The sequence below is a fragment of the Agrococcus sp. ARC_14 genome, assembly GCF_022436485.1.
Lineage (GTDB): Bacteria > Actinomycetota > Actinomycetes > Actinomycetales > Microbacteriaceae > Agrococcus.
Window position 1 is genome coordinate 212,806 of the sequence record NZ_JAKUDO010000001.1, and the last position, 15,246, is coordinate 228,051.

A 15,246-nucleotide genomic window follows, 5' to 3' on the forward strand; every position below is an offset into this window, starting at 1 on the left:
TGTCCGTCCCGCCTAGGGGCGGGCATTTCGCCGGGGCCTGGTGGGGCTCCGACCACCCCCGAACGTAGCCGCGAGGCCCCGAATCCTTTGGAGAAACACCCCGACACGCCGCGATTTCCGCGTCTTTTCGCGGATCGCGAACGGGTTTGGGGGACAAATCGCTGTTCAGGGCCGCTCTGCGGCGCTCACCGAGGCCAGCCGTCGGGCACGGAGCGTCGACGCGCGAGCCGCTCTGCGGCGCTCGAAGAAGGGAAGGAAGACGCCGATCAGCGGGCCGACGCCGAAGGCGAAGATGACGGTGCCGACGCCCACCGGGCCGCCCAGCAGCCAGCCGATCAGCAGCGCCGTGCCCTCGATGAGGGTGCGCACGATCCAGATGCGCCAACCGGTGATGCGCACCAGGCCGGTCATGAGCCCGTCGCGCGGGCCGGGCCCGAGCTGCGGCGCGATGTAGATGCCGGTCGCGATCGCGAGCAGCACGATGCTGCCGACGAGCATCAGGATCTGCGCCCACAGCTCGGTCGGCGCCGGGATGAGCCACAGCCCCAGGTCGGCGGCGGGTCCCACGAGCAGCGCATTGAGCAGCGTGCCGATGCCCGGCCGCTGCCGCAGCGGGATCCACAGCAGCAGCACGATGCCCGACACCACCACGGTCGCGGTGCCGTAGCTCATCGGCAGGTGGTTGGCGATGCCGAGCGAGAACACGTCCCACGGACCGACGCCGAGCGTCGCGCGCACGAGCAGCGAGAGCGAGATGCCGTAGAGGAAGAGGCCGACCAGCAGCTGCGCGACGCGGGCGGCGGTGTCAGCGGGGCCGAGCGCGTCGATGGGGAGGAAGAGGCGGCGGATGCGGTGCACAGCCCCATTCCATCGCCTCACGCGGGTGGGCGCACGGGCCACTCCTGCAGAAGTGGCTCGCGACAAGCAGTCCACTGTGCGGCAGGATTGCAGCATGGCATCCCGGCTCGGCACCCAGCTCGGCGAGTGGCAGGCGACGAGCGGCGTCGCGCAGTCGCTCGCCGACCGCATCCGCATGCTGCTGCTCGACGGTCGCATCACCGTCGGCGAGCGGCTCCCGAGCGAGCGCGCCCTCGCCGCAGAGCTCGACCGCTCCCGGGCCACCATCGCGCGCGCCTACGAGCTGCTCGAGACGCGCGGCTACGTCACCCGCACGCACGGCTCCGGCACCCGGGCGGCGCTGCCGACCCAGCGCATCCATCGACCCGCGCCCGCCGGCGAGGGCGTGATCGACTTCACGATGGCCTCCGTCGGCTCGGCGCCGGGCATGTACGCGGCGACCGTGCGCGCGCTCGACCGGGTCGCGGGGCTGCTGGGCACCCCCGGTTACTCGCTCGACGGCCTGCCGGAGCTGCGCGAGCGCATCGCGGCGCGATTCGCGGCGCGCGGCCTGCCGACCGACCCCGACCAGATCGTCGTGACGAGCGGCGCCATGCACGCGCTGACGCTGGTGCTCGCCGCCTTCGGCGAGCGCGGCAGGCCGGCGCTCGTCGAGCAGCCATCGTTCCCGCACGCGCTCGAGGCGCTGCGCCGCACCGGGCACCGACTCGTGCCGACGCCGGTCTCGCCCGAGGATGAGGATTCGACCGGCTGGGACGCCGCGCACCTGATCGAGACGCTGCGCAGCCAACGACCGGCGCTCGCCTACCTGATCGCCGACTTCCACAACCCCACCGGCGCGACGATGCCGGAGCTCGAGCGCGCCAGGCTCGCGGCCGTCGCGCGCTCGACCGGCACGCTGCTGGTGGTCGACGAGACCTGCGCGGAGCTCGACATCGACCGCGGCTGGACCCCGAGGCCGTTCGCGGCGCACGGCCCGGCGATCCTGATCGGCTCGATGTCGAAGATCGCATGGGGCGGCATGCGCATCGGCTGGATCCGGGCGACGAGCGCCGAGCAGACGGCACGACTGCTGGCGACGCGGCCATCGATCGATCTCGGCACGCCACTGCTCGAGCAGTGCATCGCGATCGAGCTGCTGGACGACATGGATGCGCTGCTCGAGCGGGCGCGCGAGCGGTTGTCAGCAGGGCGGGCGGCGGTGGCGGCAGGGCTCGCCGCGCACCTGCCGGGTGTCGCGATGCCGAGGGTGCCGGGCGGCCTGGCCGCCTGGATCGACCTCGGCGGTCCGTGGTCGACGTCGCTCTCGCTCGGCGCGCGCGACCGCGGGCTGCTGCTGCCGCCCGGGCCGCGCTTCTCGCCCTCTGGCGTGCTCGACCGCTACGCGCGCATCCCGATCACGTGGGAGCCGGAGGTCACGAACGCAGCGCTGGAGCGGCTCGGCAGTGCCTGGCGCGCCCTGCACGCTGGTGAGCTGCCCGACTCGACGCGACTGGCGGCATCCGCCGTCGTCTGACTCGCGCGCCGAGGGACCCTTGCGCGCGGGCGCCTTTCGCGCTTGCGTTGGCGGCATGGCGATCATCGGCTTCCATGCCTCGCACGAGCAGATCCCGCCGAGCGCGCTGCTGCAGCACGTGCAGCACGCCGAGCAGGCGGGCTTCGCGGCCGCGATGTGCTCCGACCACCTCGCACCCTGGAGCCTGCGGCAGGGGCACAGCGGCCACAGCTGGGCATGGCTCGGGGCAGCGCTCGCATCGACGTCGCTGCCGTTCGGGGTGGTCACCGCACCCGGCCAGCGCGCCCATCCGGCGGTCGTCGCGCAGGCGATCGCGACGCTCGGCGAGATGTTCCCCGGCCGATTCTGGGCGGCGCTCGGCTCGGGCGAGAACGTCAACGAGCACGTCACGGGAGAGCCGTGGCCCGACAAGGCGACGCGCGAGCGGCGGCTGATCGAGAGCGCCGACGTGATGCGGCGGCTGCTGGCCGGCGAGGAGGTCTCGCACAGCGGCGAGATCGTGGTCGACGGCGCGCGCGTCTGGTCGCGGCCCCCGGAGCCGCCGCCGCTGATCGGCGCGGCGGTCTCGCCCGTCTCGGCCGCCTCGCATGCGCGATGGGCGGATGGGCTGATCACGGTGGCCGCCGACGGCCCGGCCCTGCGGGATGTGCTCACCGCCTACCGCGACGCCGGAGGGCGCGGGCCGGTGTCCGCGCAGCTGCACCTGTCGTGGGCTCCCGACGAGCGGGACGCCCTGGCGATCGCGCTCGACCAATGGGCCTACGGCACGCTCGGCCCGCCCGCGACCTGGGACATCGCGACGCCTGCGGAGTTCGATCGCCGCAGCGTCGACGTCGACGAGGAGGCGATCCGGCGGGCGGTCACGATCTCGAGCGATCTCGCCGTGCACGTGGCGCGCGTCGCCGAGATCCTCGACGCCGGCTACGACGCCGTCTACCTCCACCACGTCGGCCAGGAGCAGTCGGCGTTCATCGACGCGTTCGGCGAGCGGGTGCTGCCCGCGCTGGATCGAACGCTGCCCGGCACGACGGCAGCAGGTGACGCATGACGCCGCGGCCGATCGAGTCCGCCGACCTCTGGTGGCGCAACGCCGTCTACTACTGCCTCGACATCCAGGTCTTCCAGGACTCCGACGGCGATGGCGACGGCGACATCCAGGGCCTCATCTCCCGCATCCGCTACCTCGCCGACCTGGGTGTGACGTGCCTGTGGCTGATGCCCTTCTTCCCCACCGCCGATCGCGATGACGGCTACGACATCACCGACTTCTTCGCCGTCGACCCCCGGCTCGGCACCCTCGGGGATCTCGTCGAGCTCGTGCGCGTCGCGCGGGCGAACGGCATGCGCGTGATCGTCGACTTCGTCATGAACCACACCTCTGCCGAGCACCCCTGGTTCCGGTCATCGCGCTCGTCGAAGGAGTCTCCGCATCGCGACTGGTACGTGTGGCGCGACGAGCCGCCGGCGTACCCGGATCCGCCCGTCTTCCCGGGCGAGGAGGACTCCACCTGGACGAAGGACGAGCGCACGGGGCAGTACTACCTGCACCACTTCCGCGCGCATCAGCCCGATCTCAACATCGCGCATCCGCCCGTGCAGCAGCAGATCGAGCGCAACCTGGGCCTGTGGCTCGAGCTGGGTGTCTCCGGCTTCCGCATCGACGCCGTGCCGTTCCTCTTCAGCGGTGCCGACCCGCATTCGACCGAGGCGGCCGGCACCGACTACGACGGCGCCGCGCACCTCCGCTGGATCGAGACGTTCGTCTCGCAGCGGCAGGGCGAGGCGATGCTGCTGGGCGAGGTGAACCTGCCGCACGAGCAGCAGCTGGCGTGGTTCGCGGCCGACGGGAAGGCGGCGGGGCTGCAGGTGCAGTTCGACTTCGTGTCCATGCAGCAGCTCTTCCTCTCGCTCGCGCGCAAGGACGCGCATCCGCTCGCCGCAGCGCTGCGCGACCGCCCGCAGCTGCCGCCGACGGCGCAGTGGGCCAACTTCGTGCGCAACCACGACGAGCTGACGCTCGACAAGCTCGCACCCGCCGAGCTCGAGGAGGTCTTCGAGGCGTTCGCGCCGGAGGAGGGGATGCGGCTCTACGGCCGCGGGATCCGGCGTCGGCTGCCGACGATGCTCGGCGACGACCGCGCGGTGCGGCTCGTCTACACGCTGATGTTCTCGCTGCCGGGCTGCCCGGTGCTGTTCTACGGCGAGGAGATCGGCATGGGCGAGGCGCTCGAGGTGCCTGGCCGCTACGCGGTGCGCACGCCGATGCAGTGGGAGGCGGATGCCTCGGCCGGCTTCTCCACGGCGCCGCGGGGACGCTGGTCGCGGCCGCTGCCGGGCGGCGACCTGGGTCCCGATCGGGTGAACGTCGCCGATCAGCGGCGCGACCCGATGTCGCTGTGGCGGCACATCCAGCGGTTGACCACGATGTACCACGATGCGCCCGAGCTGGCGTGGTCGGCGCTGGAGGTCGTCGGGGTGCGCCGGAAGGCGGTGCTCGCGCACGTCTGCCGCGCAGACGACTGGGCGATGCTCGCGCTGCACAACCTCGGAGACCGCCGCGAGTCGGTGCGGCTCGAGGTGCGATCCGATGCCGGGCCCGTCACGCTCGTCGACCGCTTCGACGACTCGTCGATGACGATCGACGGCACGCTCGAGCTCGATCTGGATCCCTACGGCTGGCGCTGGCTGCAGGTCGTGCCGCCGGACGCGACGATCCGGCGCGTGTAGCGTCTCGGCGTGCCGTGCGCCGCACCGGAGCGGCGCGCGCCTACGAGGTCGAGGGCGTGAGGAACGGGCCTTCGCCGCGGGCGACGCCCTGCTCCACGATCTGCTTGAGCGAGCGGCTGATGCTGAAGAGCGCGCGCAGGCCGAGCACCGCGATGGTCACGGCACCCGCGATCAGCAGCAGCCACGGCAGCGCGCCGAGCAGCAGAAAGGGAACGTGGGGGCCGAATCCGAAGTCCATGGCGCTCACTCTGGCAGACCGCAGGGCGGACGACGAAGGCCCCGACCACCGTGGACGGATCCACAGGGTCGGGGCCTTCGTGCGAAGCGGGTGCTTACCAGCTCGACTTGGTCACACCGGGCAGCTCGCCTCGGTGCGCCATGTCGCGGAAGCGCACACGCGAGACGCCGAACGCACCGACGTGGCCGCGGGGGCGGCCGTCGATGGCGTCGCGCTTGCGCACGCGGACCGGCGAAGCGTTGCGGGGAAGCTTCTGCAGGCCGAGACGGGCGGCCTCGCGCTCCTCGTCGGTGCTCTTCGGGTCGACGAGGGCCTTCTTCAGCACAAGACGCTTCTCGGCGTAGCGCGCGACGATGACCTTCCGCTGCTCGTTCTTGGCGATCATGCTCTTCTTAGCCATTTATCGCTCCTCTCGGAACTCGACGTGCTGGCGGACGACGGGGTCGTACTTCTTCAGCACAAGGCGGTCAGGGTTGTTGCGACGGTTCTTCTTCGTCACGTAGGTGTAGCCGGTGCCGGCAGTCGAGCGCAGCTTGATGATCGGACGGACGTCCTGGGACTTCTTCGCCATCAGAGCTTCACCCCCCGAGTCTGCATGTCACGGACGACGGCCTCGATGCCACGGGCATCGATGACCTTCATGCCCTTGGCCGAGACGTTGAGCGTCACGTTGCGCTTGAGCGACGGGACGAAATAGGTCTTGCGCTGCACGTTCGGGTCGAAGCGTCGCTTCGTGCGCCGGTGCGAGTGCGAGATAGCGTGCCCGAAGCCGGGAACGGCTCCGGTCACCTGGCATACCGCTGCCATGGTTCCTCCATATGGTTACCGTGGGCCTGAGCCCACCCAAGATCACTTGCCTGCCCACGCCGCTGCCGTGCCCTTGCGGGTGATGGAGGGGGCGTGTGCTGCGCGGCCGAAGCCGCACCAAGGATCTATCGTACGGCACGCGCGGCCCGCCCGGCAATCCCGAGTTCCGGGCGGGGTGGAGGAAGCGTCACCGCATGCCTCGTGCCGGGTAGGTGGCGGATGCGTCAGCGCGCGTTGGGCGGGAAGACCGGCTGCCCGTCGTGGCCCACCGGGTAGGGCGTGCCGTCTGCGTGGGTCGGCCACGGCAGCAAGCCGTTGGCGTCGGGCTGCGCCGCCTGCTGTGGCGGCTGGCCGGGCCACTGCGTGGCGGCGGGAGCTGCGGGCCACTGTGTCGAGGCCTGCGTCGCTGCCGGGGCCGCCGGCCACTGCTGCGCGACGGGGTTCGACGCCGAGCCCGCCGCGGCCTGCGGCCACTGCGCCGACGGTGCCGGCACGGCGCCCTGCTGGACCGCCGGTCGCACGTGCTCCCCGCGGGCCTCAGCCTCCTGCCAGTCGAGGTTGCGGCGGTTCCAGAACAGCAGCACCGTCACCGAGGCGGCCAGTGCGGTGACGACGATCGCCGCGACGGTCGAGCGCCAGTACCACTCGCCCACGTCTATGCCGAAGGCGTCGATGGCGAAGTGCAGGGTCAGCAGCACGCCGACGAGCCCGAGCAGCCCGGCCGCGACGAGCCCCAGCACCCGCCCGAACTGGCTGCCGGATGCCTTGCCCAGGGTGATGAGGCCCCAGGAACCGGCGGCCGCGGCGCGCACGACCAGCAGCGTGAGCAGGACGATGCCGAGCAGCTCGGCAAACAGCCAGCCGGAGCCGAAGTCATAGTCGTCGACCTCACCTCCCGAGCGGCCGCCGCGCACCCAGATCGCGATCATCAGCACGGCCAGCAGGTAGGTGTTCGCCGCCACCCCGATCACCAGCGGCGTGGCAGAGCGCCGCGCCAGCACGAGGTCGAGCGCCAGCAGGCCCGTGAACGCCAGGAAGACGACGACCGTCCAGACCACGCGCGGCGCCTGGCTCTCGAAGTCGCCGATGAAGATGAGCACGACCGTGACGATCGAGACGATCGCCAGCAGGCACATGCCGACGAACAGCACCGGCTGGATGCCCATGATGCGGCGCGGCGCCGGGGTGCCTGCCGCAGCCGGCTGCTGCGCGGGGTCGCCGTGCGGGCGCCGCACGGTCTGCGTGTCAGGCACGCTGGTGTGCTGCTCGCCGTATGAGCTGGGCGGGTTCGTCACGGACGGCCTCCTCGGTCGGGTGAGCTCAGTCTCACAGCAGCGCCTGGGCGTGTGCCGCCAGCAGCCGGTCGGCTGTGGAGAGCGGGCGCAGCGGCGCGCCCGGCCGGCGGGGCGGGAACGATCAGCGCTTGGCCGCACACTCGGCGCAGAGGCCGAAGATGTCGACCACGTGCTCGGGCTCGACGAACCCGTGCTGGGCCGCGACCTGCCTCGCCCAGCGCTCGACCGCCGCGGCCTCGAGCTCGACGGTGCGGCCGCAGCTGCGGCAGATGAGGTGATGGTGGTGGGTGGGCGTGCAGGCGCGGTAGAGCACCTCGCCGCCGGCCTGCAGCGCATCCGCCTCGCCGTCCTCCGCGAGCGCCGCGAGCGCCCGGTAGACGGTGGCCAGCCCGACCGTGGAGCCGCCGGTGCGCAGCGACTGGTGCAGCGACTGCGCCGAGACGAACTCGTCGCTCGCCGAGAGCGCCTCGCGCACAGCTTCGCGCTGGCGCGTGGTGCGGCGGGGTGCGGCGTCGGTGTCGGTGTCGGTCATGGGGTCCTCACCTCGATGGTGGCATGCGAGTGGCCCGCGTGCATGCCGGAGCGCTGCGCAGGCGGCCGACTGCGGATCGCCGGTCGGGCGCGCAACGAGTTGATGAGCCACGCGAGGCCGTAGGCGAACGCGGCCACGAGCGCGATCGCACCGCCCGCGGCGATGTCGAGCCAGCGCGATGCCAGCAGGCCGAGCACCCCCGAGACGATCCCGACCGCGGGGGCCAGCACCAGCATCCATCGCCAGTCCCGCACCACGAGTCGAGCCGCGGCTGCGGGAGCGACGATGAGCGCGACGCCGAGGATCGCGCCGACCACGGGCATGATCGCGACCACGGTGCCGGCGATGAGCGCGAGCGAGAGCACCTCCGGCAGCCAGGGCGCGAGCCCCGCACGGCGATAGCCGGCCTCGTCGGCGCTCGAGAAGAGCAGGTGGCGGCCGAAGATCGCCCAGATGCCGATCGCTGCGGCGAGCACCGCAGCGGTGAGCGCGAGGTCTGCCGCGGTCACGGCGAGCACCTGCCCGACCAGGAACGACTCGACGTCGATCGCGAGCGGCGTCACCGACTGCAGGAATGCGCCGAGCGCGAAGCCGGCGGTCAGCATGACGCCGGATGCGACGGCGGGGCCCTGGGAGCGGATGCGGCCGATGCCGAGTGCGATGGCGATGAGCGCGATCGCGGCGGCCGCGGCGCCGAGTGGGATCGAGACGCCGAGGATCGCTGCCGCGACGGCGCCGGGGAACGTCGCGTGCGTGAGCGACATGGTGAAGAAGGCGCGCTCGCGCAGCACGACCAGCACGCCAACGACGCCCGCGAGGGCACCGGCGAGCACGACCTCGAGCATGGCCGACTGGAAGAAGTCCATCAGCGCACGCCAACCACGACGGGTTCGGCTGCCCGCGTCGGGCGCCCCCGCAGGGCGCCGACGCCGAGCGCCACCAGATACCCCGCGATCATCGTGAGGGCCACGGTCGCGCCGGGGGCCGCATCCACCCCCGCCTCCGCCAGCTGCACCACGAGCCAGAGGCCGAGCCAGCCGGTGACGGCGCCGAACAGGATCGAGATCGCGATCGCGGTGGGCAGCGAGCGAGTGAGGGCGCGGGCCGCGGCCGTCGGCACGATGACGACGGCGAGCGCGAGGAGCGTGCCGACCGAAGCGGAGGCAGCGACCACGACCAGGGCGATCGCGACCGTGCCGACCACCTCCAGCGCGAGCACCGGCAGCCCGGCGCGGCGGGCGCCCGCGGGGTCGAAGGCGGCGAAGAGCTGCTGCCTGCCGGTCACGACGATGAGCGCAACGGCGACCGCGATGAGCGTGAGCGCGACGCCCAGATCGCTCCAGGTGATCGTGAGGAGGCGGCCGAAGAAGAAGTCGGAGATGCTGCTGCCCGAGCCGCGCGAGACCGAGACGAGCACGACCCCGAAGGAGAAGAAGGTGGTGAGCACGATCGCCACGGCCGTGTCGCGCGGCTGACCGCGGCGCGAGATGAGCGCGAGCACGACGGCGGCGGCGAGCGCCGCGCCGACCGCGCCGGGCAGCAGGCCCGCGGTGCCGCCGAGGGCCGCGCCGATCGCGAGCCCGGGGAAGACAGCATGCGTGAGGCCGTCGGTCGAGAACTCGAGTCGGCGCAGGTGCACGAGCACGCCGACGGTGCCCGCGGCGACGGCGAGCGCGATCAGCAGCAGCAGCGGCCGGCCCATGAACGGCGCCGCGAAGGGCGTGAACGGGTCGAGCAGCGCTGCCTGCAGCGGCGTCATCCGGCGTCGCGCTCGGCCGGATCGTCGGCGGCGAGCAGGTGGTGGTGCACGGCGTGCTCGACCGCGTGGTGCTCGGTGGTGGCGAGCGTGTGCCCGTCGATCTCCATCACGTGGCTCGCGAACGCCGCCTCGACCTGCTCGAGCGTGAGCACGCAGGCGGTGTCGTCGAACGCGATCTGCCGCTCGTTGACGAGCAGGGTGCGATCGCAGACGGCGCGGGCGAGCTCGAGGTCGTGGGTGGTGATGAGCAGGGCGACGCCCCGCGCCTTCAGGGTGCGGATGGTCTCCACGAGCGCGTCGCGGGAGCCCTGGTCGAGGCCGTTGAAGGGCTCGTCGAGCAGCAGCAGCACCGGCTCGCTCGCGAGCGCCCGCGCCAGCAGGCCGCGCTGTCGCTGCCCGCCGGAGAGGTCGCCGAAGCGGGTGCGACGGTGCTGCGCGAGCCCGACGGCCTCGAGCGCGTCGGCGATGATCCGGCGGTCGCCGCCGCCCGGCCAGCGCAGGCCGAGCCTGGGCGTGCGGCCCATCGAGACCACCTGCTCGAGCGTGACCGGGAACGACGGGTCGATCTCGCTCGACTGCGGCAGCGTGCCGATCTCTCCCCTGCCGGTCGGCACGCGGAAGACCGCGGCGTCGTGCTGCGCGATGCCGAGGATGCCGGAGAGCAGCGTCGACTTGCCCGCGCCGTTCGGCCCGATCAGGGCGACGGCCTCCCCCGGCCGCACCGTGAAGGAGACGTCGGTGAGCACGGGTGCCCCCCCGTAGCCGAAGGAGGCATCCCCGATCTCGACGATCGTGTCCCGCTGCTCGCTCACGAGAGCGATTCTGGCACCTGCAGCGGCTCCGCCCCCCACGCGGTGACGATCGCGGTGGTGTTGTGGATCTGCGCGCCGATGTAGGTGCTCGTCGCGCTGCCGTCCGGCCCGAGCGCGTCGGCCGCGAGCGCATCCTCGCCCTGGCGCAGCTCGACGTCGGCCTCGCGGGCGATCGTCGCTGCCAGCTGCGGGTCGATGGCGTTCTCGCTGAAGACCACCGGCGTGCCCGTCGCGCGGATCTCCGCGACCAGCTCGTCGATGTGCGCTGCGCTCGCATCGGCGCTGTCATCGAGGCTCGGCAGCACGGTGCCGACCACCTGCACGTCGAAGGCGCGCTCCAGGTAGCCGAAGGTGTCGTGCGTCGTGACCACCAGGCGCTCCTCGACCGGCACCTGGTCGATCGATCCGCGCATCCACTCGTCCAGATCGGCGAGCTGCGCGAGGTAGGCAGTGGCGGATGCGTCGATGTCGGCCCCGGGGTCCGCCGCGGTCACGGCGTCGACGATGGCCTCCGCCTGCAGGATCACGTTGGCGGGATCCGTCCAGACGTGCGGGTCGAACTCGCCGTGGTCGTGGCCCTCGTGGCCCTCCTCAGCGTGCTCCTCGTCGGCGTGGTCGTGCTCGGCGTGCTCCTGGGCGGTCTCGCCTGCGTGCTCGTCGCCGTGATCGTGCCCTGCGTGCGGGTCGTCCTCCGCGGCGATCAGGTCGAGCGCCCCCGAGGTGTCGACGAGCGTGCCGCCGAAGCCCGATGCCTCGACGGTGTCGTCGAGCCAGCCCTCGAGCCCCGCGCCGCTGACGATCAGGAGGTCGGCGTCCGCGAGCGCGCTGAGCGCCGTCGGGCCGGGGTCGAAGGCGTGCGCCGAGGCGCCCGGCTGCAGCAGGCTCGTGACGTCTGCGGCATCCCCCACCAGCTCGCGCGTGACGTCGGCGAGCTGCGTCGTGGTGACGACGATCTCGAGCCGATCGTCGGTCGAGCCCGACCCGCTGGCCGGGCCGGCGCATCCGGTGAGCACGAGCGCGAGGGCGCCGGTGGCGCCGAGGGCGGGAAGCATCCGCATGAGCAGTCCTTGTCAGCACAGCGACTTGCCGTGCCCCGCAACGCTACGCGCAGTTGAGAACGATTGTCAATGTCGCCCACCGCGGATGTCCGCGAGCCGCGTACTCTGCACGCATGTCGCTCCCACTGCTGCTCGTGATCGCCGATCGGCACCTCGAGGTGCTCGGCGACGAGTTCCGAGCGCGCTATGCCCGCGACTACGCGATCGAGACCGTGACCAGTGCCGCCGCGGGCACGGAGCGTCTCCGACGCGGGGTCGCCGAGGGTGACGAGGTCGCCATGGTCGTCGCCGAGGCCGAGCTCAGCGACGGCAGCGCGATCGAGACGCTGCGCGAGGCCCATGCGATCGTGCCGACTGCCCGCCGCATCGCGCTCGTGCCCATCGACCGCTATCGCGAGCTGCTCCCTGCGATGCATCAGGCGACGGCCGACAGCGACTTCGACACCTTCGTCGGCATCCCTCGGGGCGCGCGCGACGAGGAGTTCCACACGGTGATCGTCGAGGCGCTCTCGGAGTGGGGCTGGTCGGTGGCGAAGCCCGTCGTCTCGATGGTCGACATCGTCACGGCGCCTGGCGACCCCAACGCCGCCGCGATCCACGACCTGCTCGACCGGCTCGGCTGGGCGCACCGCAAGCTGCACGTCGACAGCGAGGAGGCGCGCCCGCTCGTCGAGGCCGCGGGCCCGGGTGCACCGCTGCCGATCGTGCGCAACCTGCAGGGCGAGCTGCTGGTGGGGGCCACCGCGCAGGCCGTCGCCGAGCGCATGTACAGCGCCGTCGACGACATCCCGCCCGGCACGGTCGCCGACGTCGCCGTGATCGGCGCCGGCCCCGCGGGCCTCGCGGTCGCCGTCACCGCCGCATCCGAGGGCCTGAGCACCGTGGTGCTCGAGTCGGAGGCGATCGGCGGGCAGGCGGGCACAAGCTCGCTCATCCGCAACTACCTGGGGTTCCCGCGCGGCGTCTCTGGCATGCGGCTGACGCAGCGCGCCCGCGTGCAGGCGCTGCGGTTCGGCGCCGAGTTCTACACCGGCCGCGCCGCCGTGCGCATCGAGCCTGGCCCGCCGGACGAGCCGGAGCACCACCACGTGCTGGTCGGCGGCACGCACCTGTGCGCCCGCACGGTAGTGCTCGCCACCGGCGTCGCCTACCGGCGGCTCGGCGTCGAGAGCGTCGAGGCGCTCGTCGGCAACGGCGTGTTCTACGGCTCGGCCACCTCCTTCGCCCGCTTCGCGAGCGGCCGCCACGTCGTCGTCGTGGGCGGCGGCAACTCGGCGGGCCAGGCCGCCCTGCACCTGGCGCGCTTCGCCAGGAAGGTGTCGATCGTCGTGCGACGAGCGCGGCTGGACGAGACGATGTCGGCCTATCTCGTGCGCGAGATCGCCGCGAACCCCACGGTCGAGGTGACGACCGGCACGCGCGTCGTCGGTGCCGAGGGCGACCCGATGCTGCAGCGCATCGAGCTCGAGGACATCGGCTCGCTCGAGCGCCGCTCCGTCGAGGTCGACGCGATGTTCCTCATGCTCGGCGCGACGCCGGCCTGCGGCTGGTTGCCCGACGAGGTCGCCCGCGACGATCACGACTTCGTGCTCACCGGCCGCGAGGTGCCGATGGATGCGTGGGTCGACGGATGCCCGCCCGCCGCGCTGGAGACGACGGTGCCGGGCATCTACGCCGCCGGCGACGTGCGCGCGGGCTCGATGAAGCGCGTGGCGTCGGCCAGCGGCGAGGGCGCGTCGGTGCTGCCGATGGTGCACGCGCGGCTCGCGGAGCTGCGCGCGCAGCAGCTGCTGCTGGACTGAGCCGGCTCAGGAGCCGATGGTGCGCGGCTGCGCGCCGATCGCTTCGATCGCGGCGATGAGCGTGCGCGCGTCGTGCGGCCCGCGATGCCGCACGCCGTCGATGAAGAAGGTGGGCGTGCCGCGCGCACCGCTGTCGTGAGCGCTCTGCGCGTGCAGCCGAACGCGCCCCGCCAGCAGGTCGTCCTCGCAGTCGGCCTCGAACTGCTCGAGGTCGAGCCCGAGCTGCCCCGCGTAGCGACGCAGGTCGCGCGGCCCCAGCGCCGACTGGTTCGCGAACAGCAGGTCGTGCATCTCCCAGAAGCGGCCCTGCCTGCCTGCCGCCTCGGCGGCGATCGCCGATCGCCAGGCCGCCGGGTGCAGATCCTCCATCGGCAGGTGGCGCACGACGTAGCGAACGCGGTCGCCGAAGCGCTCCTCCACCTGGCGCCACATGCCGGTCGCCTCGGCACAGAACGGGCACTCGAAGTCGAGGTACTCGACCACCGTGTGCGGCGCATCCGCGGGCCCGCGCGCATGATCGTGCTCATGCACGGCTGGTGTGAGCGTGAGCGGCAGGTCGGCAGCCGTCTCGCCGAAGCGGCGGCGGGCGACCGCGAAGATCAGCCAGCCCAGCAGGCCTGCGAGCACCATGGCCAGCAGCACGCCGACGACGGCAGGGCGGCGCTCCTCGGCCGTGTCGAAGGCGAGGCCCACGATCAGCAGCGACATCGTGAAGCCGATGCCCGAGAGCGCGGCGCCACCCATGACGCTGCCGAAGCCCACCCCGTCGGGCAGCCGACCCCATCCGAACCGCACGATCAGCCAGGTGCCGCCGGCGATGCCGACCAGCTTGCCGACCACGAGCCCGACAACGATGCCCCACATCACCGAGGAGCCGATCGCCTCGGGGATCGCGTCGCCGCGCAGGTCGATGCCGGCGTTCGCGAGCGCGAAGACGGGCACGATCACGAGCGAGACCGGCGTGCGCAGGGCGTTCGAGAAGCGCTCGCTCACCGCGATCGAGCGAGAGAGCCCGCGCTGGGCGTCGCGCGCCACCGACGCCTCCGGCGACTGCCAGTAGGAGACGAACAGGCGCTTGGCGCGCACCACGCCCTGCCGATCCGGTGCGAAGGAGGGGATCAGCAACCCCGCGGCCATGCCGGCGATGGATGGGTGGATGCCCGAGAGCAGGGTGGCGAGCCAGAGCACGACGACCACGAGCACGTAGGGCGCGGTGCGCCACTCGCGCAGCCTGCCCAGCAGCCACAGCAGCACGAGGCACGCGGCCGCGATCACCAGCGGCCAGATGCGCACGTCATCGGAGTAGACGACGCCCACGATCAGCACGGCGAGGAAGTCGTCGACGACGGTGAGCGTGAGGAGGAACATGCGCAGCTGGTTCGACATCGACGGGCCGACGAGCGCGAGCGTGCCGAGCAGGAACGCGGTGTCGGTGCCCACCACGGCGCCCCACGCCTGCGGGGCGTCGCGACCCGCGATGACGAGGAACAGCAGCGCGGGGAGCGCGACGCCCGCGGCGCCCGCCACGAGCGGTGCGATCGCCCGCGTGCGATCGCGCAACGAGCCGACCGCGAGCTCTTGTCGCACCTCGAGCCCGATGAGCAGGAAGAACAGCACCATCAGCCCGTCGTTCACCCAGTGGTGCAGGCTCAGCTCGAGCCGCTCCTCGCCGAGCGCGACGACCAGCGGGGTCTCCCAGAACTCGGCGTACGACTGCGAGAGGGGCGAGTTGGCGAGCAGCAGCGCGATCGCTGTGACGGTGAGCAGCATGATCGCGCCGCCGCTCTCCGAGCGCAGCCGAGCGAACCAGCGTGCACGGGTCGCTTCGTCTCTCATGATGCC

Annotated in this window: 16 protein-coding genes; 4 read left to right on the top strand and 12 right to left on the bottom strand. The window is 72.4% G+C overall.

The genetic code is table 11. The features are described 5' to 3' along the window. Positions 1-165: 165 nt before the first annotated feature. Entirely contained in the window at positions 166-858 is a 693-nt protein-coding gene (locus MKD51_RS01055) for a hypothetical protein (protein WP_240237169.1), read from the bottom strand. A gap of 94 nt (positions 859-952) precedes the next feature. On the opposite strand from MKD51_RS01055, the gene MKD51_RS01060 reads away from it, so the two are divergent. Genes MKD51_RS01060 through MKD51_RS01070 form a run of 3 tightly spaced genes read left to right on the top strand, consistent with a single transcriptional unit; the run spans position 953 to position 5,101 of the window. Continuing rightward, complete coding sequence (locus MKD51_RS01060; RefSeq protein WP_240237171.1) at positions 953-2,374, top strand: PLP-dependent aminotransferase family protein; 1,422 nt, start codon at positions 953-955, stop codon at positions 2,372-2,374. A gap of 55 nt (positions 2,375-2,429) precedes the next feature. Then, on the top strand, positions 2,430-3,422 hold the full coding sequence (locus tag MKD51_RS01065) for a TIGR03885 family FMN-dependent LLM class oxidoreductase (RefSeq protein ID WP_240237172.1): 993 nt from the start codon (positions 2,430-2,432) through the stop codon (positions 3,420-3,422). After that, the gene (locus tag MKD51_RS01070; protein ID WP_240237174.1) at positions 3,419-5,101 is read left to right on the top strand and encodes an alpha-amylase family glycosyl hydrolase; all 1,683 of its coding nucleotides are present in this window, start codon (positions 3,419-3,421) and stop codon (positions 5,099-5,101) included. Before MKD51_RS01065 ends, MKD51_RS01070 begins: the two co-directional genes overlap by 4 nt. Positions 5,102-5,141: 40 nt before the next feature. Here the strand turns inward: MKD51_RS01070 and MKD51_RS01075 are convergent, their stop codons facing one another. From MKD51_RS01075 to MKD51_RS01120, 10 genes are all read right to left on the bottom strand, one after another. Beyond that, complete coding sequence (locus MKD51_RS01075) at positions 5,142-5,339, bottom strand: hypothetical protein (RefSeq protein WP_240237176.1); 198 nt, start codon at positions 5,337-5,339, stop codon at positions 5,142-5,144. A 94-nt stretch (positions 5,340-5,433) separates the two neighbouring features. Further along, positions 5,434-5,739: a 30S ribosomal protein S14 gene (rpsN, locus tag MKD51_RS01080; RefSeq protein ID WP_240237178.1), complete on the bottom strand. Its 306-nt coding sequence runs from the start codon at positions 5,737-5,739 to the stop codon at positions 5,434-5,436. Next, the gene (gene rpmG, locus MKD51_RS01085; protein ID WP_072314797.1) at positions 5,740-5,910 is read right to left on the bottom strand and encodes a 50S ribosomal protein L33; all 171 of its coding nucleotides are present in this window, start codon (positions 5,908-5,910) and stop codon (positions 5,740-5,742) included. It lies immediately after the preceding gene. Further along, a complete protein-coding gene (gene rpmB / locus MKD51_RS01090; protein ID WP_240237183.1) occupies positions 5,910-6,146 on the bottom strand; it encodes a 50S ribosomal protein L28 in 237 nt (78 codons plus the stop codon). The genes rpmG and rpmB overlap by 1 nt, the downstream gene beginning before the upstream one ends. 224 nt (positions 6,147-6,370) lie before the next feature. Continuing rightward, positions 6,371-7,441 carry a hypothetical protein gene (locus tag MKD51_RS01095; protein WP_240237185.1) on the bottom strand — a complete coding sequence of 357 codons (1,071 nt, stop codon included), beginning with the start codon at positions 7,439-7,441 and terminating at the stop codon, positions 6,371-6,373. A gap of 121 nt (positions 7,442-7,562) precedes the next feature. Then, positions 7,563-7,973: a transcriptional repressor gene (locus MKD51_RS01100; RefSeq protein WP_240237187.1), complete on the bottom strand. Its 411-nt coding sequence runs from the start codon at positions 7,971-7,973 to the stop codon at positions 7,563-7,565. Beyond that, the gene (locus MKD51_RS01105) at positions 7,970-8,839 is read right to left on the bottom strand and encodes a metal ABC transporter permease (RefSeq protein ID WP_240237189.1); all 870 of its coding nucleotides are present in this window, start codon (positions 8,837-8,839) and stop codon (positions 7,970-7,972) included. Before MKD51_RS01105 ends, MKD51_RS01100 begins: the two co-directional genes overlap by 4 nt. Beyond that, complete coding sequence (locus MKD51_RS01110) at positions 8,839-9,732, bottom strand: metal ABC transporter permease (RefSeq protein ID WP_240237191.1); 894 nt, start codon at positions 9,730-9,732, stop codon at positions 8,839-8,841. Before MKD51_RS01110 ends, MKD51_RS01105 begins: the two co-directional genes overlap by 1 nt. Continuing rightward, positions 9,729-10,544 carry a metal ABC transporter ATP-binding protein gene (locus tag MKD51_RS01115; protein WP_240237193.1) on the bottom strand — a complete coding sequence of 272 codons (816 nt, stop codon included), beginning with the start codon at positions 10,542-10,544 and terminating at the stop codon, positions 9,729-9,731. The genes MKD51_RS01110 and MKD51_RS01115 overlap by 4 nt, the downstream gene beginning before the upstream one ends. Next, positions 10,541-11,602: a metal ABC transporter substrate-binding protein gene (locus tag MKD51_RS01120; protein WP_240237195.1), complete on the bottom strand. Its 1,062-nt coding sequence runs from the start codon at positions 11,600-11,602 to the stop codon at positions 10,541-10,543. Before MKD51_RS01120 ends, MKD51_RS01115 begins: the two co-directional genes overlap by 4 nt. A gap of 113 nt (positions 11,603-11,715) precedes the next feature. Between MKD51_RS01120 and MKD51_RS01125 the strand changes: the two genes are divergently transcribed. Further along, complete coding sequence (locus MKD51_RS01125) at positions 11,716-13,404, top strand: FAD-dependent oxidoreductase (RefSeq protein WP_240237197.1); 1,689 nt, start codon at positions 11,716-11,718, stop codon at positions 13,402-13,404. A gap of 6 nt (positions 13,405-13,410) precedes the next feature. Here MKD51_RS01125 and nhaA read toward each other — a convergent pair whose 3' ends face one another. Then, positions 13,411-15,240: a Na+/H+ antiporter NhaA gene (gene nhaA / locus MKD51_RS01130; protein WP_240237199.1), complete on the bottom strand. Its 1,830-nt coding sequence runs from the start codon at positions 15,238-15,240 to the stop codon at positions 13,411-13,413. Positions 15,241-15,246 lie beyond the last annotated feature (6 nt).